Origin of the sequence: Streptomyces sp. Mut1, assembly GCF_030719295.1 — a bacterium.
Taxonomy (GTDB): domain Bacteria; phylum Actinomycetota; class Actinomycetes; order Streptomycetales; family Streptomycetaceae; genus Streptomyces; species Streptomyces castrisilvae.
In genome coordinates this window covers 291,446-312,223 of record NZ_CP120997.1, presented here as the reverse complement: position 1 = coordinate 312,223, position 20,778 = coordinate 291,446, and the positions used below count along the sequence as shown (strand labels likewise).

Genomic DNA, 20,778 nt, shown 5'->3' with positions numbered 1-20,778 from the left:
CGCCGGTCAGGCGGACGGCACGGTGGTGCGGATCAGCCGCAGGAACGCGGCGTTGTCCGGGGTGCGCCGGACGCGGTCGAGCAGCGTCTCCAGGGACGTCTGCGCGTCCCGGCTGTGCAGGGCCCGCCGCAGCCCCCGCACAGCGGCCAACTCATCGGCCGGTACGAGGAGTTCGTCGCGGCGGGTGCCCGATGCGGCGATGTCGACCGCCGGGTGGACGCGCTTCTCGGCCAGTGCGCGGTCGAGCCGCAGCTCCATGTTGCCGGTGCCCTTCAGCTCCTCGAAGAAGTACTCGTCGGCCCGGGAGCCGGTCTCGACGAGGGCGGTGGCCAGGATGGTCAGCGACCCGGCCTCCTCGGTGAGGCGGGCGGCCCCGAAGAGGCGCTTGGGGCCGAGCAGCGCCGCGGCGTCCACCCCGCCGCTGAGGGTGCGTCCGCCGCTGCCCGCCGCGTTGTTGTGGGCCCGGCAGAGCCGGGTGAGCGAGTCGAGCAGCAGAACGACGTCCCGGCCCTGCTCGACCAGCCGCTCGGCGCGGGCGAGCGCGAGTTCGGCGAGGGCGATGTGCTCCTTGGCGGGGCGGTCGAACGTGGAGGCGTAGACCTCGCCGCGCACCGAACGGCGCATGTCGGTGACCTCTTCGGGCCGTTCGTCCAGGAGCACCACCATCAGATGGCTCTCGGGGTGGTTCTCGGCGACGGCGGCCGCGATCTGCTGGAGCAGGACCGTCTTGCCGGTCCTGGGCGGCGCGACGATCAGACCGCGCTGTCCCTTGCCGACCGGGGCGACCAGGTCGACGACGCGTGTCGCCGGGCTGCCGGCCGCCGTCTCCAGACGCAGCCGCTGCCGGGGGTGGAGCGGGGTGAGGTCACGGAAGTGGGGGCGGCCGCGCAGTGCCTGCGGGGGAAGGCCGTTGACGCGTTCGACGGTGCTCAGGGAGCGGGCGCGTTCGCACATGCCCTCGACGACGTCGCCCTTGCGCAGGCCGTACCGGCGGATGAGCGCCGAGGGGACCTGTACGTCGCGGGGGGCGGGGTGCCCCTGGGGCGAGCGCAGGGCGCCGTTCCCCTGGTGCGTGACGTCGAGGATGCCGGCGGCGGCCGTGGGGGTCGCGGGCCGGGTAGTGGTGGGGTGTTCGAGTGTGGTGGTCATGCGGGTGGTCCTTTCGCGGACATGCGAATGAAGGGGCCCGGCAGAGACGGGGGCGGATGGTCACGCCCCGGACGACGGGCGGGAAAGCCCGGTGCGAGGAGTCCGTACCGGACTGGGGAAACGGTGTGACGAAGCTGGATCACCGGTCGCGATGACGGGCGCGTCAGCTTGAGAAAAATGAACCGGCACCGGCGTCTGCGGAACGAGACGTACACAAGTACCGATGGAAATGTACCACGCCCACCGGGCGGGACCGCGAAAGCCGCCCGGCCCCAGAGGACCGGACGGCTGGGCTGTTCAGGTGTTCCGGCTGGTCAGGACGGTGGCCCGGACCCCCGGAACGCCTCCAGGATCTCTTCCGCGGCCAGCGACGCCGGCAGCGTTCCCTCCCGCACCCGCCGTTCGAGCTCGGGTGCCAGCGCACGCACCCCGGCGTGCCCGCGCAGGCTCTCCAGCAGTTCGTCCCGCACCATCGTCCAGGTCCAGTCGACCTGCTGCTCGCTGCGCTTGTGCGCGAGCCGGCCGGTCGACTCCAGCAGTGTCCGGTGCTGTTCCAGCCGCTCCCACAGGGTGTCGAGCCCGCTCGACTCGCGGGCGCTGCACGTCAGGACCGGCGGGGTCCACGCGGCGTCCACCGGGTGCATCAGCCGCAGCGCGCCCGCGAGTTCGCGGGCGGCGGCGCGCGCGTCGCGTTCGTGCGGGCCGTCGGCCTTGTTCACCGCGATGGCGTCCGCCAGTTCGAGCACGCCCTTCTTGATGCCCTGCAACTGGTCACCGGTGCGCGCCAGGGTGAGCAGCAGGAAGGTGTCGACCATGTTGGCGACGGCCGTCTCCGACTGGCCGACGCCGACGGTCTCCACCAGCACCACGTCGTACCCCGCCGCCTCCATCACCACGATGGACTCGCGGGTCGCCTTGGCCACCCCGCCCAGGGTGCCGGCGGTGGGGGAGGGGCGCACGAAGGCGGCCGGGTCCACCGCGAGCCGCTCCATCCTGGTCTTGTCGCCCAGGATGGAGCCGCCGGTACGGCTGGACGACGGGTCGACGGCCAGTACCGCGACCCGGTGCCCGAGCCCGGTGAGCATGGTGCCGAGCGCGTCGATGAACGTCGACTTGCCGACCCCGGGTACGCCGCTGATGCCGACGCGGCGGGCGTTGCCCGAGTGCGGCAGCAGTTCGCGCAGCAACTCCTGGGCCAGCGCCCGGTGGTCGGGGCGGGTGGACTCGACGAGGGTGATGGCGCGCGCGATGTGCGCGCGTTTCCCGTCGAGTACCCCCTTCACATAACTGTCGAGATCGATCCTGGGGGCCATGGGTCAGCGGCTCACAGCTCGTGACCGAGAGCGGCGCCGAGGCGTGTCACCAGGTCGTGCGCCGCCTCCGGGATCACTGTGCCGGGCGGGAACACAGCGGCGGCACCCGCCTCGCGCAGTGCCTCGATGTCCTGCGGCGGGATGACCCCGCCCACCACGATCATGATGTCCTCGCGCCCCTCGGCGGCCAGTTCCTCGCGGAGCGCCGGGACGAGCGTGAGGTGGCCGGCGGCCAGGGAGGAGACGCCCACGATGTGCACGTCCGCCTCGACCGCCTGCCGGGCGACCTCGCCCGGCGTCTGGAAGAGCGGGCCGACGTCCACGTCGAAGCCCAGGTCGGCGAAGGCGGTCGCGATGACCTTCTGGCCCCGGTCGTGCCCGTCCTGGCCCATCTTGGCGACCAGGATGCGCGGACGGCGTCCCTCCGCCTCCTCGAACGCGTCGACCAGCGCGCGGGTCCGGTCCACGGACGGCGACTCCCCTGCCTCGTTGCGGTACACACCGGAGATCGTACGGATCTGGCCGGCGTGCCGGCCGTACACCTTCTCCAGCGCGTCCGAGATCTCGCCCACCGTCGCCATCGCACGGGCCGCGTCCACGGCCAGGGCGAGGAGGTTGCCTTCCAGACCGGGGCCGGGAGCCCGTCCGGCGGCGTCCGTCAGGGCGCGCAGCGCGTCCTGGCAGGCCCGCTCGTCGCGTTCCTCGCGCAGCCGGCGCAGCTTCTCGATCTGCTGGGTGCGTACGGAGGAGTTGTCGACCTTGAGGACGTCGATCTGCTCGTCGGTCTCGACGCGGTACTTGTTGACGCCGATGACGGGCTGGCGCCCGGAGTCGATGCGGGCCTGGGTGCGGGCGGCTGCCTCCTCGATGCGCAGCTTCGGGATGCCCGCGTCGATGGCCTTGGCCATGCCGCCGGCGGCCTCGACCTCCTCGATGTGCTGCCACGCCCTGCGTGCCAGGTCGTACGTCAGCTTCTCCACGTACGCGCTGCCGCCCCACGGGTCGATGACCCGGCCGGTGCCGGACTCCTGCTGGAGCAGGAGCTGGGTGTTGCGGGCGATGCGGGCGGAGAAGTCGGTGGGCAGGGCCAGCGCCTCGTCCAGGGCGTTGGTGTGCAGCGACTGGGTGTGTCCCTGCGTCGCCGCCATCGCCTCCACGCAGGTCCTGGTGACGTTGTTGAACACGTCCTGCGCGGTCAGCGACCAGCCGGAGGTCTGCGAATGGGTGCGCAGGGAGAGGGACTTGGCGTTCTTCGGGTCGAACTCCCGGACCAGCTTGGCCCACAGCAGCCGGGCGGCGCGCAGCTTGGCGATCTCCATGAAGAAGTTCATGCCGATCGCCCAGAAGAACGACAGCCGGGGCGCGAACGCGTCGACGTCCAGACCCGCTTCCCGGCCCGCACGGATGTACTCGACCCCGTCGGCCAGGGTGTAGGCAAGCTCCAGATCGGCCGTGGCCCCGGCCTCCTGGATGTGGTAGCCGGAGATGGAGATCGAGTTGTAGCGCGGCATCCTCCGCGAGGTGAACGAGAAGATGTCGGAGATGATCCGCATCGAGGGCTTCGGCGGATAGATGTAGGTGTTGCGGACCATGAACTCCTTCAGAATGTCGTTCTGAATGGTCCCGGCCAGCTTCTCGGGCGGCACGCCCTGCTCCTCGGCGGCCACGATGTACAGCGCGAGGACGGGGAGCACCGCGCCGTTCATCGTCATCGACACCGACATCTTGTCGAGCGGGATGCCGTCGAAGAGCCGGCGCATGTCGTAGATCGAGTCGATCGCCACCCCGGCCATGCCGACATCGCCCGTCACCCGGGGGTGGTCGCTGTCATAACCCCGGTGCGTCGGCAGGTCGAAGGCGACCGACAGACCCTTCTGCCCGGCCGCGAGGTTGCGACGGTAGAAGGCGTTGGACTCCTCGGCGGTGGAGAAGCCCGCGTACTGCCGGATCGTCCAGGGCTGGTTGACGTACATCGTCGGGTACGGGCCACGCAGATACGGCGCCACACCCGGGTACGTACCCAGGAAGTCGAGCCCCTCCAGGTCGTGGCCGGTGTACAGCGGCTTGACCGCGATGCCCTCAGGGGTCTCCCACAGCAGGTCGCCGTCGGAGCTTCCGGAGGACTCCTTGACCGCGGCACGCCACTGGTCCTCGGTCACCTCGGCGCCGCCGCCCGGACCGAGCTCGATGTCGGAGAAGTCGGGGATCCGCATTACGCCACACCCATACGGTCGAGAAGGGAAGAGAGCACGGCCACCGCGTCGCAGCCGGCGAAGACATACGCGTCCACGCCGGGGTACTCGCCGGGCCGCCCCGCCAGGTACACGCGCCGCGCACCTGCCGCGACCAGTGCGCGGACGACCTCGTCCGCCTGTTCGGCGTAGAGCGCGTCGGTGGAGCACAGGCAGGCGACGTCCGTGCCGGAGGCCGCGAACGCCTCGGCCACCGAGGAGGCGTCCACCCGCACCGGCTCGTGCACGGGCTCGATGCCGCCGGCCTGGAAGAGGTTCGCGGCGAACGAGGCCCGCGCGGTGTGCGCCGCCGCCGGACCGAGCGCCGCGATGAACACCCGCGGCCGGCTGCCGGTCGCCGCCAGATGGGCGTCCGAGCGGGCCCGCAGCGCCTCGAACGCCTCGTCGCGCCGGACCACGGGAAGCCCGCCGCCCACGGGGGCCGGCGGCAGCGGCTCGCGCTCCACCGGGCGCTCGTTCAGCGAGGGGAACTCGCTGACGCCGGTGATGGGTTCCTTGCGGCGGGCCAGGTCCTTGCCGCGTGCCTCCCAGGTGGCCGCGATCCGCTCCGCGACCAGACCGGAGCCCAGGGCGGCCGCCTGCCCGCCCGCCCGCTCGATCTCCTGGAAGAACGTCCAGGCCGCGCCCGCGAGTTCGTCGGTCAGCCGCTCCACGTACCAGGACCCGCCCGCCGGGTCGATGACCCGGGCCAGATGCGACTCCTCCAGCAGGATCGTGGAGGTGTTGCGGGCGATACGCCGGGCGAACGCGTCGGGCCGGCCCAGCGCGTGATCGAAGGGCAGCACGGTCACGGAGTCGGCCCCGCCCACGCCCGCGCCGAGACCGGCCAGCGTGGTGCGCAGCATGTTCACCCACGGGTCACGCCGGGTCATCATCACCGGCGAGGTCACCGCGTGCTGCCGCTGGGCCCCCGCGCCGGGAGCCCCGCAGGCCTCGGCGACCCGCGCCCAGAGCCGGCGCGCCGCGCGCAGCTTGGCGATCGTCAGGAACTGGTCGGCGGTGGCCGCGTACCGGAACTCCAGCTGCCCGCACGCCTCTTCGAGGCCGAGCCCGGCGTCGGTCAGCGCCCGCAGATACGCGACGCCGGTGGCCAGCGAAGTGCCCAGCTCCTGGGCCGCCGAACCGCCCGCCTCGTGGTACGGCATCGCGTCCACGACGATCGCCCGCAGCCCCGGGTACTCCTGCGCGCAGCGCCGCGCCCAGTGGACCGCCCGCCCGAGCTCCGGCCCGGTGCCGGTGCGCGCGGCCCTCCCCAGCGGATCGGCGCCGAGGCTGCCCCGCACCTGCTGTGCCGGCACCTCGCGTTCCGTGTGGAGCCGCAGCAACTCGGTCGCCGCCGCGTCCAGTTCGTCACCCGCGTCGAGAATGACGGGCGCCAGATCGAGGAGTACGCCGTCCAGGGCTCGGGCCAGACCGGACACCGGTACGCCGTCGGGGCCGCCGACGGCCAGCCACAGCGAGGTGACGCCGTTCTCCAGGTCCGTCAGCACAGCCTCGTTCAGCCGGACGGGATCTGTGTACGCGTGCCGCTGGCGTACCCCCCAGCCGCCCGTCGTGGACCCCTCGGGCTTGCTGCCGCGGGTGAAGGGGGCGAAGCCGGGGAGACCGGCATCGGGCGCGTCGTCGCGCGAGGTGTAGAGGGGCCGGGTGATGAGCCCGTCCTCCACCGTGGTGGACAGCGCTTTCTCGGCGGCCGGTCCCGAGACATCCTTGCCCGATTTGCGAAGCACACCCTCGACGAGGCTCTGCCACTGCTCATGGGCGGGGTCAGGGAATCCGGCGGCCAGCGAAAGCCCGTCAGCAGGCTGGACCGTCATGGCCCAGATGCTAGGGCAGGTCCCGGGGGTGCAGCAGTGCGTCGGCCTGTGACCTTGCCCTCCCTCACAGCACCTGATCCTTCACGCACGGTCGCGTCCGCCGGGCCCTTCGCCGTGCGGCGCTTTGTCACAGTGCGGCACTGAATGCCCGAAGTTATGCTGCTGGCAATCCATCCATCCGGAGAGGACACGCCCGTGGCTGTGGGACCAGTGGAGTACCTCGTCGAGGCGCGGAGGACCGGGCCTCCGGCGGAATGAGGGCGGCGCGCCGGTCCGTGCCCCAGAGGCACTCCATTCCGCCGCCATTCCGCCTCCAGTCCGTCTCCAGGTGAACGGGAGAACGGGACGGGAACCGGCGCCCGCGCACCCCTTCCGCCCCGCCGCGCGCCCGATCGATGATCCCCGGCGTTTTACTTTGTCGATTTGCCGACATCATGCGACTTTTGATCCGGCCAAGCCGAAGGCTCCCTTCGGATTCGTGTCGGGAAAAGAGGAAACCCATCGTGCAAACCGTCAGGGCCGTCCCGACCGCTTCCGCCCTCAATCTGCGCGATCTGGGAGGCATCCCCCTGGGCCCCGGCCGGCAGGTGCGGCAGGGCGTGGTGCTGCGCTCCGGACGCCTGAGCGGGCTCGACCCGGTGGACGCAGCCTCCGTCGCCGCGCTCGGCATCCGTACGGTCGTCGACCTGCGCAGCGCGGACGAGCGCGGCTCGGCCCCCGACGCGCTCCCGCCCGGCTCCCGGCTGTTCGTCGCCGATGTGCTCGGGGGCAACCCGGGCGTGGCCCCCGCCCGCTTCCGCGCGCTGCTCGCGGACCCGGTCGAGGCGGAGCGGCTGCTCGGGAACGGCAGGGCCGAGGAGATGTTCGCCCAGTCCTACCGGCAGATGGTGCTCTCGCCGGGCGCCGCGGCCGCGTACCGCGCCTTCATCGACACGGCCGCCGACACCTCGGCCCGGCCGGTGCTGTTCCACTGCACGACGGGCAAGGACCGCGCGGGCTGGGCGGCCGCCCTCCTGCTCCTGCTCCTCGGCGCGTCGCGGGACGCCGTACGGCAGGAGTTCCTCGCGGTGAACCCGGTGGTGCGGGACGCCTACCGGCCGTACGTACAGGGGTTTCTCGACGCGGGCGGCGACCCGGAGATCGCCTCCGCGATCATTGAGGTGCGCCCCCGCTACCTCGACACGGCGCTGGACGCCATGGACGAGCGCTGGGGCGGCCTGGACGGCTATGTGCGCGACTGCCTGCGCGTCCGCGGCCTCACACTGCGGCGCCTGCGCAGCGAACTGGTGGTGTACGCCCGCCCGTAGCGGCCGCACCACGCGGCACTCCGCCCCCGGCGCGCGCCGGGGGCGGAGTCCTGTGTGGGGTGCCGGGTCTCCCGCCGGCCGGGCTCCTCACACCTTCAGCAGTCGTTCGGTGATGTCACGGTAGTGCTGGAGGGTGACCCGCAGCTCCTCGGTCCGGGAACCGGGGTCCGAGCCGTCCCCGTCCGGGACGTGCAGGGTGCGGCGGCGTTCCCGGAGCGCGTCCGTGAGGCCGGTGACGGCCGCGTCGAAGGTGGATTCGGCCTCCTCGACCGCCCGGTGCGGGCTCTCCACGAAGTCCGTGACCGCCTGCTGGAGGCGGTGGGCCAGCTTGTCCTGGTCGCCGGTCGCGATCAGGGGCCGCGCCGCGTCGGGCGCGCCGTGCGGCGCGGTGCCGCCGGCCGGTACGGGTGCGGCCGCCGTGTGCCCGGTGTCCATGTCCGTCTCACCGGTCGGGGCGACCGATGCCGTGCGCGCGGCGTCCGCGGCGCCCGGGGGAGCGGGGGCCGTCGTCCGCGGGGGCCGGGCCGAGGCGTCGTCCGAGGGGCGGGCGGCCCCCGTTCCGGTGCCGGCGGCCGGTTCCGGGACGACCGGGCGGTTCGTGGGTGCTCCGGGAGCCTCGGCGGGGGTCCTCGGTGCGCGGTCGGTGTCCTTCGTCATGCCGTGCCACTTCCTTCCGCATGGTGGGGGTCCCGGCGGACCGGGCCGTCCGTGCCGTTCGTTACCAGGACGTCGAACAGGCCGCGGGCCTCGACCAGGGCCGTCCTCATCTCCTCCGTGTCGCCCTCGCCCCGCCCGGCGGCGTGGACCCGCCGGTAGCCGCCGACCTGTTCGGCGTGGTGGACGGAGAGCGCGTCGCTCTGCTCGCCGAAGTCCTCGCCGTCGGGGAAGCCCAGATCCCGGGCCAGTTCCGCGAGGAGCGCGTCGGCGTCGGCCACCGCCTGCTGCGGCGAGTCGACGAACCGGTCCTGGACCCGCGCCCAGCGTGCGGTGTACTCGGTCCGCTCCTCGGGCGTCAACGGGCGCTCGTCCAGCGAGCGGTGACGCTTCAGCCGCTCGCTCAGCTCGTGTTCGGCGGCCTTGGTGTCGCCGTCGTGCCGGGCGACGGCACGCTCGTACTCGGGCCCGAAGCGGCGCCGCAGTCCGTGCCCGCCGGTCGTCCGGCCGAAGGCGAGGAACAGCCCGGCGGCCACCACCACGACGACCGCGAGGATGATCACGAGGGTCGTCATGGTCACCACCCCCGGCGGTAGTCGGTCCGCAAGTCGCTGTGTTCCACTCCCACCATCCCTTTCGGTTCGCTGCCCGGCTTCCGTTCCGGCCGGGCGTGAAGCCCGTGTACCCCTGCGAACGCGTTCGAGACGCGCCAGGCGCGCGTTCCTCGTATCGCGTGCCGGGCGCGGGCCGCCTGACACCGCCCCGCGCCGAACGGGCCGCGCGGGGCGCCTCGGTAGGCTGGAGGGGCCGCAGCAGGAGCATTCCGAGAGGGGCGGAACACGTGACAGAGCGCAAACCCGCGGGTGTCAGCTTCGAATCCTGGGTCGATCACCAGATCCGGGAGTCCGAACAGCGTGGTGACATCTCCCGGCTGCCGGGATTCGGCAAGCCCCTCGAAGCGCTGAGCGCCCCGTACGACGAGGCGTGGTGGATCAAGGCGAAGATGCAGCGCGAGGGGGTGTCGGTGCTCCCGCCGGCCCTGGCGCTGCGCAAGGAGGCCGAGGATGTGCTCGCCCGCCTGCCGAGGATCCGGACGGAGGCCGAGGTGCGCCGCGTGCTGACCGAGGTGAACGAGAAGATCCACGAGGCCGTCCGGCGTCCGCCGCCCGGACCCCTGCTCAACCTCCGGCCGTTCGACGTGGCGGCCCTGATCGAGGAGTGGCGCGAGGCGCGCGCCTCCTGAGACCGGCGGCGGATGCGTAATACTCGCTCCATGAGATCAAGCGTTACGCCGTCGGGCCGGGGCGAGCCCGGCGGCCCGGTCCGCATCCGGCGGGCGACCGCGCGGGACGCCAGGCGGCTGACCCGCCTGGTCCGGTCCTCGCGGGCGTACGAAGGCCCGTACGCGCCGATGGTCGCCGGATACCGGGTGGGTCCCGACTACATCGAGACGCACGCCGTCCACGTGGCCGTGCAGGAGGCGACGCAGCGGGTGCTCGGCTTCTACGCGCTGGTCCTCGACCCGCCCGAGCTGGACCTCCTCTTCGTCGCCGACGACGCGCAGGGCACCGGAACCGGACGGCTCCTCATCGGCCACCTGCGCCAGGAGGCCGCCGCCCGCGGGCTGCCCGGCGTACGCGTCGTCTCGCATCCCCCGGCGGAGGGCTTCTACCTGCGGGTGGGCGCGCGGCGGACCGGCACCGTGCGGGCCACGCCGCCCGCCGTGATGTGGGACCGCCCCGAGCTGCTGCTGCCGGTCGCCTGAGGCGTCAGTCAGGCCGGTCCGGCGTCGGAGGCGCGGTGGACGTCCGTGACGGTGAACAGTCCGCCGTCCGGGTCGGTCAGTGTCGCCTCCCGGCCCTCGGCGCGGGTCAGCTCCTCCACGAGCGAGCCCCCGTGCTCCCGCGCCGCCCCGATCGTGACGCCCACGTCGGCCACGGGAAAGTTCACCTGCCAGTGCGGGCGGACCAGTGGGTCCGGCGCCGCCTCGACCGCGCCCGAACCGATCCGGGCCAGCTGGCGCCCCCCGCACTCCACGACGACCTCGTCCTTGGCGTACGCCACCTCGCAGGCGCCGGGCCGGCCGCTCGCCCAGTCCAGGACCTCGCCGTAGAAGATCGCGGCGTCGAAGGCGCTCCGGGTCCGCAGCCGCAGCCAGGCGTGCGCATAGTCGTCCGGGGCGGGCGGTGACGTCGCCGGCGCGGTCCGCTCCCAGATGCCGAAGCCGGCCCCATCCCGGTCGGCGGCCAGCGCGCCGCGCCCCTTGCCGAGCGTCAGCGGCCCCACCGCGACCGTGCCGCTGCGCTCCCGGATGCGGGCGGCGGCCACATCGGCGTCCCGGACGGCGAAGTACGGGGTCCAGGCGACCGCGACGCGGAAGGCGGTGGCCACGGCGCCGATGCCGGCGACCGGGACGTCACCGCGGCGGGCCACCGAGAACTCCTGGCCGAGCCTCCCGGGCCGGAAGGACCAGCCCATCACCGGGCCGTAGAACTCCTGGGCGGACCGCAGGTCCCGGGTCATGAGATTGACCCAGCAAGGAGCAGCGGACCCGGTCAGAGCCGCGCGCACGGGCGCCGTGCCGGAGGTGCTTGGGGTCATGGTCGTACTGCCTTCATCGGGAGTGCGGCAGGTGTGCCGGGCCTTCGGGGCCCTCACCAGCCTCACCGCGGGCGGCCGCTCCCGCAACACGCGGGGCCGCCGCCCGGCGCCACCGCCGCGGGGGCCGGGACGGCCCGCCGCCGGTGCCCGGGACCCCCGGCAGGGTCAGTCGCGCTTGTCGTCGTCCTCGTGCCGGATCGGCTCGTTGCCGCTCTCGCCGAGCTCGTACGGCGAGAGGCCCCTGCCGTCGGCCGGGAAGTGGTCGTCGCCGTGGACGTCGGCCTGCTCGACGTGGCTGCGGTGGTCCGGGCCGACGGGCTGCTCGTCCGGGCGGGGCGGGGGCAGCTCCTGGTCGTGCCGTCGCTTGCCCAGCCAGAAGGCGCCGATCAGCATGGCCACCAGGAGCACGCCGATCACGCCCAGCACGACTCCGGTCGCTCCGCGTCCGTCCGCGAGGGTGACTGCCAGGGAATTCAGGGCTCCATCCGAAACGTCCATGCTTGCCGGATACCCCAGGAGGAAGGCGTCACTCGGAGTGGAGATTGAATTCATGTTTTAAGTGGATATAGGTACGAAAATGTTTCGTTCCGTGTCCGGACCCGCCCGGCCACCGGACACGGGTGGTCCGGCCCCTCGTGTCGCACCCGCCTGCCGGCGGGGTGAGCCTGGAGGGGACGGCATTGCCCTCTTCGGAAGGAGCAGCGGTGAACAGCACACAGCAGCAGGCGCCGGAGGACCACCACGACCAGGAGGTGTCGGTGGTCGTCAGCGGCTGCCCGGAGGGCGACGCGCGTACGGTCTTCGACGTGCTGCGGGCCGCCTTCACCACCGACCGCTCCTCGACCGACATCCCCCACGAGGTCGCCGACAAGCGGCCCACCGCGTGGGCCGCCACCGTCGATGTGTCCGAGGCCCGGACGGTCTCGGGCTCCGTCGCCCTCTCGGCTCCCGTCACGGCCGAGGTGCAGGGCGGCTACCAGGCCGTGGACCGGCTCCGGCGGGGCCTGGCCGACGCCTTCGCGGTGCGGGTCGTGGGCGCGGTCTCGGGCGACCAGGAGGAGGAAGTGCGGCTGCGGCTGGACAACAAGTAGGCCGAACGCCCGCAGGCGGCCCCGGCGGCGCACCGAACGACGGTTCACATCTGGTAGAACTCGGACAAAGTGACCTCGTTGAAAGGTGTCGCACGTGGACCCGACCAGTGGGTGGGAGGGCGGCGCCGGCCAACCGCAGGCGCCCGGCGACCTCCCCTCGGCCACCCTGACCCTGCACATCAACGGCGCGGAACGCACCCTGACCCTGGACCACCGCACCACCCTCCTGGACGCCCTGCGCCACCACCTGGACCTGACCGGGGCGAAGAAGGGCTGCGACCACGGCCAGTGCGGCGCCTGCACGGTCCTCGTGGACGGCAGGCGCGCCAACAGCTGCCTGCTCCTGGCCATCGCCCAGGAAGGCTCCCGCATCACCACCATCGAGGGACTGGCGGACGGCGACCGGCTGCACCCACTCCAGGAGGCCTTCCTGGACCGTGACGCGCTCCAGTGCGGCTACTGCACACCCGGCCAGATCTGCTCCGCCGCCGGTGTCCTCGCCGAGGCCGGCCAGGGCTTCCCCTCCCACGTCACCCCGCACGACGCCCCCGTGGGCGCCCCGGCCCGGCTCGACGCCGAGGAGATCCGCGAGCGGATGAGCGGCAACCTCTGCCGGTGCGGCGCCTACCCCCGCATCGTCGAGGCGATCGAGGACGTGGCGCTGTGAAACCCTTCGCCTACCTGCGCGCCGCATCCGTCACCGACGCGGTCCGCGCGTGCGCCGCCCACCCCGGGGCCAGATTCCTGGGCGGCGGCACCAACCTGGTCGACCTGATGAAGCTCGGCGTGGAGACGCCCGGCATGCTCGTGGACGTGAGCCGGCTGCCGCTGGACCACGTCACGGACACCGCCGACGGCGGCCTGCGCGTCGGCGCCACCGTGCGCAACAGCGACCTGGCCGCCCACCCCGCCGTGCGCACCCGCTACCCCGCCCTGTCCCAGGCCCTGCTCGCGGGCGCGTCCGGGCAGCTGCGCAACATCGCTACCACCGGCGGCAACCTCCTCCAGCGCACCCGCTGCACCTACTTCCAGGACGCGTCCAAGCCCTGCAACAAACGGGAACCCGGCACCGGCTGCCCCGCTCGCGACGGCGCCCACCGCGACCTCGCCGTCATCGGCCACTCCGAGGAGTGCGTCGCCACCCACCCCTCCGACATGGCCGTCGCGCTGGCCGCCCTGGACGCGGACGTCGTCCTGCACGGACCGGACGGCGAACGGACCGTGGCGATGACCGGCTTCCACCGGCTGCCCGGCGACAACCCCGACGCCGACACGGTCGTCCGGCCGGGCGAACTCGTCACCGAGGTGCTGCTGCCGCCCCTGCCCGCAGGCGCGGTCAGCCTCTACCACAAGGCCCGCGACCGCGCCTCGTACGCCTTCGCCCTGGCCTCCGTCGCCGCCGTCCTGCGCGTACGCGACGGGCAGATCGAGCACGCGGCGCTGGCGTTCGGCGGACTCGCCCACCGGCCCTGGCGGGCCCGTACCGCCGAGCGGATCCTGCACGGCGCGCCCGCCACCGACGCCACCTTCCTGCGGGCCGCCGACGCCGAACTCGCCGCGGCCCGCCCGCTGCGCGACAACGCCTTCAAGGTCCGCCTCGCCCGCCACCTGGCCGTCGACGCCCTCGCCGAACTCGCCGCCCGACCCTAGGACCCCCGCCATGAGCCAAGCCCCCCAGCCACTGGGCGCCCCCGTCGTCCGCCGCGAGGGCCGGGACAAGGTCACCGGCGCCGCGCGCTACGCCGCCGAGCGCGGGCTGCCCGGCTGCCTGTACGCCTGGCCCGTACCCGCCGCCGTGCCGGCCGGCCGGGTCACCGCCGTCCGCACCGTCGACGCCCTCGCGCAGCCCGGCGTCCACAGCGTCCTGACCCATGACAACGCGCCCCGCATCCAGGAGCCGGACGACCCGATCCTCGCCGTCCTCCAGAACGACCGGGTGCCCCACCGCGGCTGGCCCGTCGCGCTCGTCGTGGCCGACACCCTGGCGAGCGCCCGCGCCGGAGCCCGGGCGCTGCACATCACCTACGAGACGGCCCCGCACGACGTCGTGCTGACCGAGGACCACCCGGGCCTCTACACCCCGGAGAACGCCAACGGCGGCTATCCGGCCGTCCGGGAACGCGGCGACTTCGACCGGGCCTTCGAAGCGTCCCCCGTACGCATCGACGCCACCTACACCCTCGGCGCCCTGCACAACCATCCGATGGAACCGCACGCCTCGACCGCCCACTGGTCGCCCGACGGCCATCTCACCGTGTACGACTCCAGCCAGGGTGCCACCACCGTGCGCGACACCCTCGCCGCCGCGTTCGGGCTGCGGACGGACCAGGTCACCGCCGTCTCCGAACACGTCGGCGGCGGCTTCGGCTCCAAGGGCACCCCGCGCCCCCAGGCCGTGCTCGCCGCGATGGCCGCGCTCCACACCGGGCGCCCCGTCGAACTCGCCCTGCCCCGGCGCCAGATGCCCGCGGTCGTCGGACACCGCGCGCCCACCGTGCAGCGCGTCAGGCTCGGGGCACGGCCCGACGGCACCCTCACCGCTCTCGCCCAGGAGGTCGTCACCCACACCTCCACCATCAAGGAGTTCGTGGAGCAGGCAGCCGTACCGGCCCGCGTCATGTACGGCTCACCGAGCAGCCGCACCACGCACCGGGTCGTCGCCCTGGACGTCCCGACCCCCTCGTGGATGCGCGCCCCGGGCGAGGCCCCCGGCATGTACGCCCTCGAATCCGCCATGGACGAACTCGCCGCGGAACTCGGCATCGACCCCGTTCAACTGCGGCTGCGCAACGACCCGGCCGACGAACCCGACTCCGGGAAGCCCTTCAGTAGCCGCGGTCTGGCCGCCTGTCTGCGCGAGGGCGCCGAACGCTTCGGCTGGCACGAGCGCGACCCCGCCCCCGGCACCCGCCGGGAGGGCGCCCTGCTGATCGGTTCGGGCGTCGCCTCGGCCACGTACCCCGTATACGCCTCCGCCTGCCACGCCTCGGCGCACGCCGCCGCCGACGGCTCCTACCGCGTCGCGGTCAACGCGACGGACATCGGTACCGGGGCCCGTACCGTCCTCGCGCAGATCGCCGCGGACGTCCTGCGCACCCCGCTGGACAACCTGACGATCGACATCGGCGACAGCGACCTGCCCGACGGGCCGGTGGCAGGCGGCTCCTCGGGTACCGCCTCCTGGGGCTGGGCCGTGCACAAGGCGGCCTCCGCGCTCGTCGAACGGCTCGACGCGCACACCGGGCCGCTGCCCGACGGGGGAGTGACAGCCACCGCCGACACCACCGAGGAGACCGCCGAAAAATCCCCGTACGCCCGCCACGCCTTCGGGGCGCACTTCGCCGAGGTCGCCGTCGACACCCGCACCGGAGAGGTCCGGATGCGGCGCATGCTCGGTGTCTTCGCGGCGGGCCGCATCCTCAACTCCCGTACCGCACGCTCCCAGTTCATCGGGGGCATGACCATGGGGATCGGCATGGCGCTGACCGAGGGCAGCACCCTGGACCCGGTCTTCGGCGACTTCACCGAGCGCGACCTCGCCTCCTACCACGTGCCCGCCTGCGCCGACGTGCCCGGCATCGAGGCGCACTGGATCGAGGAGGACGACCCGCACCTCAACCCCATGGGCAGCAAGGGCATCGGCGAGATCGGCATCGTCGGAGCCGCCGCGGCCATCGGCAACGCCTTCCGGCACGCCACCGGCGTCCGGCTGCGCACCCTGCCGCTCACCCCCGACCGGGTGCTCACCCGGCTGCCCTGACCGCCGAGCGTCCCCCGGATGCGCGAACGCGCCGGTCACCGGGGGTGCGCGCCCCGACGTGTTGCGCGAGCGGCCCAGCCGGGTCACCCTGTGGAGTGACCCAGAAGAGACATCTGCTCACTCTTCGTATTCGGGGGTCGTTGGTTCAACGGGGCGAAGAACGTGGGCCTCGATGTGAGGAGCCTCGACGATGACCGTTCCACTCGACCGGCACTATCTGGTCGAACTCCAGGTTTCCGCGGACCGTGTGGACCAGCTGCGACGGATAGTCGCCGCCCACCTCCGCCACTGGAGTCTCGAACTCCACATCCGGCCCGTGTGCCGTGCTGTGGAGGAGCTGCTGACCAATGTCCAACGGCATGTCGGTGACGACAACCGCTGCGTCGTCGAACTCCGCTGGTCCGGACGGCACCTCACGGTCTCCGTCGCCGACAGCGGCTCCGAGATGCCGCGCCTGCTCCACGAGGGCGGCGGCCTGAGCCGGGTCATGGCCCTCAGCGACAGCTGGGGCACCTGCCGGACCGCCGAGGGCAAGGTCGTCTGGTTCACCCGGTACGCCCAGGAGCCGCAGCACATCGAGCTGGTCCCGCTGCCGCCGCTGCCCGGCGTCCGCGAGTCCCGCCGCCCGCCGGCCGTGGTCGCGGAGATCCCCGAACCCGTCCCGGCAGGCAGCGGCGAGACCGTCCACGTCCACACCTCCGATGCCGCCCCCGCCCTGGTCTGAGGCGGGGCCCGGCCCGGAGCCGCCCACCGGCCCCCTCACCGCGGCCCCCCGGCGCGGATCGCGTGCGCGCAGTACGCATGATCCGCTCCGGCCGGGTACGCGGTGGCGGGGCCGCGGTGTGCCCCGGCCCGCGTTGCGGCCCGGCGCGCGGCGCGGCACGGTCGAGATACCGAGGCAAGGAGGCCACAGTCATGCCCATCGCGACGGTCAATCCCGCGAACGGGGAGACACTCAGGACGTTCGACGCGCTGGAAGCCGACGAGATCGAGCGGCGGCTCACCGCGGCCGACGCCGCCTTCCGCGAGTACCGCACCACCGGATTCGCCGAACGGGCCCGGCTGCTCGACCGGGCCGCCGACCTCCTCGACGAGGACCAGCAGGACATCGCGCGCACCATGACCCTGGAGATGGGCAAGCCGGTCTCGGCCGCCCGCGCCGAGGCCGCGAAGTGCGCCAAGGCGATGCGCTGGTACGCGGCGCACGCCGAGGAACTGCTCGCCGACGAGCACCCCGCGCCCGCCGACGTCGAGGACTCCGGTGCCTCCCGCGCCTTCGTCCGCTACCGGCCGCTGGGCCCGGTGCTCGCCGTGATGCCGTGGAACTTCCCGCTCTGGCAGGTCGTGCGCTTCGCCGCCCCCGCGCTCATGGCCGGCAACACGGGGCTGCTCAAGCACGCGTCGAACGTGCCGCAGACCGCGCTGTACCTGGGCGACCTGTTCCGCCGCGCCGGCTTCCCGGCCGGCTGCTTCCAGACCCTCCTGGTGGGCTCCAAGGCCGTCGAAGGCATCCTGCGCGACCGCCGGGTGGTGGCCGCCACCCTGACCGGCAGCGAACCGGCCGGACGCTCCGTCGCCTCCGTCGCGGGCGACGAGGTCAAGCACACCGTCCTGGAACTCGGCGGCAGCGATCCCTATCTCGTCCTGCCCTCGGCGGATGTCGCCAAGGCCGCCCGTACCGCTGTCACCGCCCGCGCCCAGAACAACGGGCAGTCCTGCATCGCCGCCAAGCGGTTCATCGTGCACACCGCCGTGTACGAGGAGTTCGCCGAACGCTTCACCGTCGGCATGCGCGACCTGACCGTCGGCGACCCGCTGGAGGAGTCCACCGACGTCGGACCGCTCGCCAGCGAGCAGGGCCGCGCCGATCTGGAGGAGCTGGTGGACGACGCGGTGCGCCGGGGGGCGAGCGCCCTGTGCGGCGGCGGCCGGCCCGGGGGACTGCGCGGCGGGCTGGAGAACGGCTGGTTCTACGCCCCCACCGTGCTCGCCGGGATCACGTCCGACATGCGTATCCACCACGAGGAGACCTTCGGCCCCGTCGCCTCCCTCTACCGGGTGGACAGCCTGGACGAGGCCGTGGAGCTGGCCAACGACACCCCGTTCGGGCTCAGCTCCAACGTCTGGACCCGCGACACCGAGGAGACCGAGCGCTGTATCCGCGACCTGGAGGCGGGCGGTGTCTTCTTCAACGGCATGACCGCCTCGCACCCCGCGCTGCCCTTCGGCGGCGTGAAGCGCTCCGGCTACGGGCGCGAGCTCGCCGGACACGGCATCCGTGAGTTCTGCAACGCCACCACCGTGTGGTTCGGCCCCCAGCCCCGGTGACCGCACACGTGGCACCCCCGCACCCGCCCGCTGAGAGGTGACCATGAGCGACGCCCCACCGTCCCCGCCGGCGGCCGGCCCGTCCGAGGAGGAGATCGACGCGCTCGACGCGCACTGGCGGGCCGCCAACTACCTGGCCGTGGGACAGATCTACCTCATGGACAACCCGCTGCTGACCCGGCCGCTCACGCCCGAGGACATCAAGCCGAGGCTGCTCGGGCACTGGGGCACCTCACCGGGCCTCAACCTCGTGTACACCCACGTCAACCGGCTGATCAGGGCGCGCGGCACCCACGCCCTGTGTGTCTGGGGGCCCGGTCACGGCGGTCCCGCCGTCCTCGCCGGCTCCTGGCTGGAGGGCAGCTACTCCGAGACGTATCCCGATGTCAGCCGGGACGCCGAGGGCATGCGCCTGCTGTTCAAGCAGTTCTCCTACCCCGGCGGCGTGCCCAGCCACGTCGCGCCCGAGACGCCGGGCTCCATCCACGAGGGCGGCGAACTCGGCTACTCCCTGGGCCACGCCTACGGCGCCGCCCTGGACCACCCGGACCTGCTGGTCACCTGCGTCATCGGCGACGGCGAGGCGGAGACCGGACCGCTCGCGGGCTCCTGGCACGCCAACAAGTTCCTCGACCCGGTCCACGACGGGGCCGTCCTGCCGGTCCTCCACCTCAACGGATACAAGATCGCCAACCCGACGGTGCTCGCCCGCCTCCCGCAGGCCGAACTGGACGCCCTGCTGCGCGGCTACGGACACGAACCCCTGTACGTGGAGGGGACGATCCCCGCACCGTGCACCGGGAGATGGCCCTCGCCATGGACCGGGCCGTCGACCGCGTCGAGGAGATCCAGGCCGCCGCCCGGACCGGCGGCGAGACGGACCGGCCGCAGTGGCCCATGATCGTGCTGCGCACCCCGAAGGGCTGGACCGGCCCCGCCGAGGTCGACGGGCTGCCCGTCGAAGGCACCTGGCGCGCCCACCAGGTCCCGCTGCCCGGCGTCCGCGACAACCCCGCCCACCTGCGTCAGCTGGAGGCGTGGCTGCGCTCCTACCGGCCCGGGGAACTCTTCGACTCCGAGGGGCGCCCCACCCCGCAGGTCCTGGACTGCGTGCCCGAGGGGACCGCCCGCCTCGGCGCGTCCCCGTATGCCAACGGCGGCCTGCTCCTGCGCGACCTGCCCATCCCCGGCCTGGACGGATTCGCCGTCCAGGTGGAGCGGCCGGGCACCACCCTGCGGGAGCCGACCCGGGTGCTGGGCGGGCTCCTCGAAGCGGTCATGGCGGCGACGGCCGACCGCAGGGACTTCCGGGTCGTCGGCCCCGACGAGACGGCGTCCAACCGGCTCGACGCGCTCTACGAGGCCAGCGGCAAGGCCTGGCAGGCCCGTACGCTCCCGACCGACGAGCACCTCTCCCGCGACGGCCGTGTCATGGAGGTCCTCTCCGAGCACCTGTGCCAGGGCTGGCTGGAGGGCTATCTGCTGACCGGCCGGCACGGGCTGTTCTCCTGCTACGAGGCCTTCGCGCACATCGTGGACTCGATGGTCAACCAGCACATCAAGTGGCTGCGGACCTCGCGCCGGCTGGCGTGGCGCCGCCCCATCGCCTCGCTCAACTACCTGCTCACCTCGCACGTCTGGCGCCAGGACCACAACGGCTTCTCGCACCAGGACCCCGGCTTCGTGGACCACATCCTCAACAAGAGCCCCGAAGTCGTACGCGTCTACCTGCCGCCGGACGCCAACACCCTGCTCTCGGTGGCCGACCACGCCCTGCGCAGCCGGGACTACGTCAACGTCATCGTGGCCGGCAAACAGCCGGGTTTCGACTGGCTCACCCTCGACCAGGCGCGGGTGCACTGCGCGCGCGGCGCCGGGGTGTGGGAGTGGGCGGGCACCGAGGACGGCACCCGGGAACCCGACGTCGTGCTCGCCTGCGCCGGGGACGTCCCCACGCTGGAGACCCTGGCCGCGGCCGGCCTCCTGCGGCGCCATCTGCCGGAGCTGGCGGTGCGGGTGGTGAACGTCGTGGACATGGCCCGGCTCATGCCGCAGTCCGAACACCCGCACGGGATGCCGGACTCCGAGTACGACGCGCTGTTCACCCGGGACAGGCCGGTGATCTTCGCGTATCACGGCTATCCCTGGCTGATCCACCGGCTGGCCTACCGCCGGACCGGCCACGGTGGACTGCACGTGCGGGGCTACAAGGAGGAGGGCACGACCACCACGCCCTTCGACATGGTCGTCCGCAACGACCTCGACCGCTACCGCCTGGTCATGGACGTCATCGACCGGGTGCCCGGCCTCGGCGTCCGGGCCGTGGCGGTGCGTCAGGAGATGGACGACATCCGGACCCGCCACCACGCCTGGATCCGCGAGCACGGCACCGACCTGCCCGAGGTGGCCAATTGGGTCTGGGAGGGCTGAGGCCACGCCCGCCGCCACGCGGACAGGCCCGGACGGAGCGATCCGTCCGGGCCTGTCCGTGAGCGTGGCGGAGCCG

At 73.1% G+C, this 20,778-nt stretch carries 17 protein-coding genes and 1 pseudogene; 10 read left to right on the top strand and 8 right to left on the bottom strand.

All coding sequences use genetic code 11. The features are described from left to right. Positions 1 to 6: 6 nt before the first annotated feature. The 4 genes from rho to mutA form a co-directional block, all read right to left on the bottom strand. Positions 7 to 1,149, bottom strand: a complete 1,143-nt coding sequence (gene rho, locus P8A18_RS01210) for a transcription termination factor Rho (protein ID WP_306050895.1) — start codon at positions 1,147 to 1,149, stop codon at positions 7 to 9. 314 nt (positions 1,150 to 1,463) lie between these two features. Then, positions 1,464 to 2,462 (bottom strand): methylmalonyl Co-A mutase-associated GTPase MeaB, encoded by a 999-nt coding sequence (gene meaB / locus P8A18_RS01205; RefSeq protein ID WP_306050893.1) that lies wholly within the window; start codon positions 2,460 to 2,462, stop codon positions 1,464 to 1,466. Positions 2,463 to 2,473: 11 nt separating this feature from the next. Beyond that, positions 2,474 to 4,675, bottom strand: a complete 2,202-nt coding sequence (gene scpA, locus P8A18_RS01200; RefSeq protein WP_306050891.1) for a methylmalonyl-CoA mutase — start codon at positions 4,673 to 4,675, stop codon at positions 2,474 to 2,476. After that, positions 4,675 to 6,531 carry a methylmalonyl-CoA mutase small subunit gene (gene mutA / locus P8A18_RS01195; RefSeq protein ID WP_306050889.1) on the bottom strand — a complete coding sequence of 619 codons (1,857 nt, stop codon included), beginning with the start codon at positions 6,529 to 6,531 and terminating at the stop codon, positions 4,675 to 4,677. The genes scpA and mutA overlap by 1 nt, the downstream gene beginning before the upstream one ends. A gap of 503 nt (positions 6,532 to 7,034) precedes the next feature. Between mutA and P8A18_RS01190 the strand changes: the two genes are divergently transcribed. After that, positions 7,035 to 7,838, top strand: coding sequence for a tyrosine-protein phosphatase (locus P8A18_RS01190; protein ID WP_306050887.1), 804 nt, complete (start codon positions 7,035 to 7,037; stop codon positions 7,836 to 7,838). Positions 7,839 to 7,925: 87 nt separating this feature from the next. Here the strand turns inward: P8A18_RS01190 and P8A18_RS01185 are convergent, their stop codons facing one another. Together P8A18_RS01185 and P8A18_RS01180 are read right to left on the bottom strand one after the other, a co-directional pair. Continuing rightward, entirely contained in the window at positions 7,926 to 8,495 is a 570-nt protein-coding gene (locus P8A18_RS01185) for a hypothetical protein (RefSeq protein WP_306050885.1), read from the bottom strand. Further along, complete coding sequence (locus tag P8A18_RS01180) at positions 8,492 to 9,067, bottom strand: hypothetical protein (RefSeq protein WP_306050883.1); 576 nt, start codon at positions 9,065 to 9,067, stop codon at positions 8,492 to 8,494. The genes P8A18_RS01185 and P8A18_RS01180 overlap by 4 nt, the downstream gene beginning before the upstream one ends. 266 nt (positions 9,068 to 9,333) lie before the next feature. Here P8A18_RS01180 and P8A18_RS01175 point away from each other — a divergent pair, with 266 nt between their 5' ends. Together P8A18_RS01175 and P8A18_RS01170 are read left to right on the top strand one after the other, a co-directional pair. Continuing rightward, a complete protein-coding gene (locus P8A18_RS01175) occupies positions 9,334 to 9,735 on the top strand; it encodes a DnaJ family domain-containing protein (protein WP_306050881.1) in 402 nt (133 codons plus the stop codon). Positions 9,736 to 9,765: 30 nt separating this feature from the next. Beyond that, positions 9,766 to 10,257 carry a GNAT family N-acetyltransferase gene (locus P8A18_RS01170; RefSeq protein WP_306050879.1) on the top strand — a complete coding sequence of 164 codons (492 nt, stop codon included), beginning with the start codon at positions 9,766 to 9,768 and terminating at the stop codon, positions 10,255 to 10,257. 8 nt (positions 10,258 to 10,265) lie between these two features. Here P8A18_RS01170 and P8A18_RS01165 read toward each other — a convergent pair whose 3' ends face one another. Together P8A18_RS01165 and P8A18_RS01160 are read right to left on the bottom strand one after the other, a co-directional pair. Beyond that, on the bottom strand, positions 10,266 to 11,093 hold the full coding sequence (locus P8A18_RS01165; RefSeq protein WP_306050877.1) for a VOC family protein: 828 nt from the start codon (positions 11,091 to 11,093) through the stop codon (positions 10,266 to 10,268). 165 nt (positions 11,094 to 11,258) lie between these two features. Next, positions 11,259 to 11,591 (bottom strand): DUF6479 family protein, encoded by a 333-nt coding sequence (locus tag P8A18_RS01160; protein WP_306050875.1) that lies wholly within the window; start codon positions 11,589 to 11,591, stop codon positions 11,259 to 11,261. Positions 11,592 to 11,797: 206 nt separating this feature from the next. On the opposite strand from P8A18_RS01160, the gene P8A18_RS01155 reads away from it, so the two are divergent. The 7 genes and pseudogenes from P8A18_RS01155 to P8A18_RS01125 all read left to right on the top strand — a co-directional run bounded on the left by P8A18_RS01155 (position 11,798) and on the right by P8A18_RS01125 (position 20,702). Beyond that, positions 11,798 to 12,184, top strand: coding sequence for a hypothetical protein (locus P8A18_RS01155; RefSeq protein ID WP_306050873.1), 387 nt, complete (start codon positions 11,798 to 11,800; stop codon positions 12,182 to 12,184). A 94-nt stretch (positions 12,185 to 12,278) separates the two neighbouring features. Continuing rightward, positions 12,279 to 12,851, top strand: coding sequence for a 2Fe-2S iron-sulfur cluster-binding protein (locus P8A18_RS01150; RefSeq protein WP_306050871.1), 573 nt, complete (start codon positions 12,279 to 12,281; stop codon positions 12,849 to 12,851). Then, on the top strand, positions 12,848 to 13,834 hold the full coding sequence (locus P8A18_RS01145; protein ID WP_306050869.1) for an FAD binding domain-containing protein: 987 nt from the start codon (positions 12,848 to 12,850) through the stop codon (positions 13,832 to 13,834). Before P8A18_RS01150 ends, P8A18_RS01145 begins: the two co-directional genes overlap by 4 nt. Before the next feature lie 10 nt (positions 13,835 to 13,844). Beyond that, a complete protein-coding gene (locus tag P8A18_RS01140; protein WP_306050867.1) occupies positions 13,845 to 15,944 on the top strand; it encodes a xanthine dehydrogenase family protein molybdopterin-binding subunit in 2,100 nt (699 codons plus the stop codon). A 190-nt stretch (positions 15,945 to 16,134) separates the two neighbouring features. Continuing rightward, positions 16,135 to 16,668 carry an ATP-binding protein gene (locus P8A18_RS01135; RefSeq protein WP_306050866.1) on the top strand — a complete coding sequence of 178 codons (534 nt, stop codon included), beginning with the start codon at positions 16,135 to 16,137 and terminating at the stop codon, positions 16,666 to 16,668. A 191-nt stretch (positions 16,669 to 16,859) separates the two neighbouring features. After that, the gene (locus P8A18_RS01130; protein WP_306050864.1) at positions 16,860 to 18,272 is read left to right on the top strand and encodes an NADP-dependent succinic semialdehyde dehydrogenase; all 1,413 of its coding nucleotides are present in this window, start codon (positions 16,860 to 16,862) and stop codon (positions 18,270 to 18,272) included. A gap of 43 nt (positions 18,273 to 18,315) precedes the next feature. Then, positions 18,316 to 20,702, top strand: a pseudogene (locus P8A18_RS01125) (phosphoketolase family protein). The last annotated feature ends 76 nt before the right edge of the window (positions 20,703 to 20,778 follow it).

What these genes read in the sequence shown, in the direction of transcription:
- rho (WP_306050895.1), bottom strand. Translation starts at nt 1,149, where the DNA reads ATGACCACCACACTCGAACACCCCACCACTACCCGGCCCGCGACCCCC.
- meaB (WP_306050893.1), bottom strand. Translation starts at nt 2,462, where the DNA reads ATGGCCCCCAGGATCGATCTCGACAGTTATGTGAAGGGGGTACTCGAC.
- scpA (WP_306050891.1), bottom strand. Translation starts at nt 4,675, where the DNA reads ATGCGGATCCCCGACTTCTCCGACATCGAGCTCGGTCCGGGCGGCGGC.
- mutA (WP_306050889.1), bottom strand. Translation starts at nt 6,531, where the DNA reads ATGACGGTCCAGCCTGCTGACGGGCTTTCGCTGGCCGCCGGATTCCCT.
- P8A18_RS01185 (WP_306050885.1), bottom strand. Translation starts at nt 8,495, where the DNA reads ATGACGAAGGACACCGACCGCGCACCGAGGACCCCCGCCGAGGCTCCC.
- P8A18_RS01180 (WP_306050883.1), bottom strand. Translation starts at nt 9,067, where the DNA reads ATGACGACCCTCGTGATCATCCTCGCGGTCGTCGTGGTGGTGGCCGCC.
- P8A18_RS01170 (WP_306050879.1), top strand. Translation starts at nt 9,766, where the DNA reads ATGAGATCAAGCGTTACGCCGTCGGGCCGGGGCGAGCCCGGCGGCCCG.
- P8A18_RS01165 (WP_306050877.1), bottom strand. Translation starts at nt 11,093, where the DNA reads ATGACCCCAAGCACCTCCGGCACGGCGCCCGTGCGCGCGGCTCTGACC.
- P8A18_RS01160 (WP_306050875.1), bottom strand. Translation starts at nt 11,591, where the DNA reads ATGGACGTTTCGGATGGAGCCCTGAATTCCCTGGCAGTCACCCTCGCG.
- P8A18_RS01140 (WP_306050867.1), top strand. Translation starts at nt 13,845, where the DNA reads ATGAGCCAAGCCCCCCAGCCACTGGGCGCCCCCGTCGTCCGCCGCGAG.
- P8A18_RS01135 (WP_306050866.1), top strand. Translation starts at nt 16,135, where the DNA reads ATGACCGTTCCACTCGACCGGCACTATCTGGTCGAACTCCAGGTTTCC.
- P8A18_RS01130 (WP_306050864.1), top strand. Translation starts at nt 16,860, where the DNA reads ATGCCCATCGCGACGGTCAATCCCGCGAACGGGGAGACACTCAGGACG.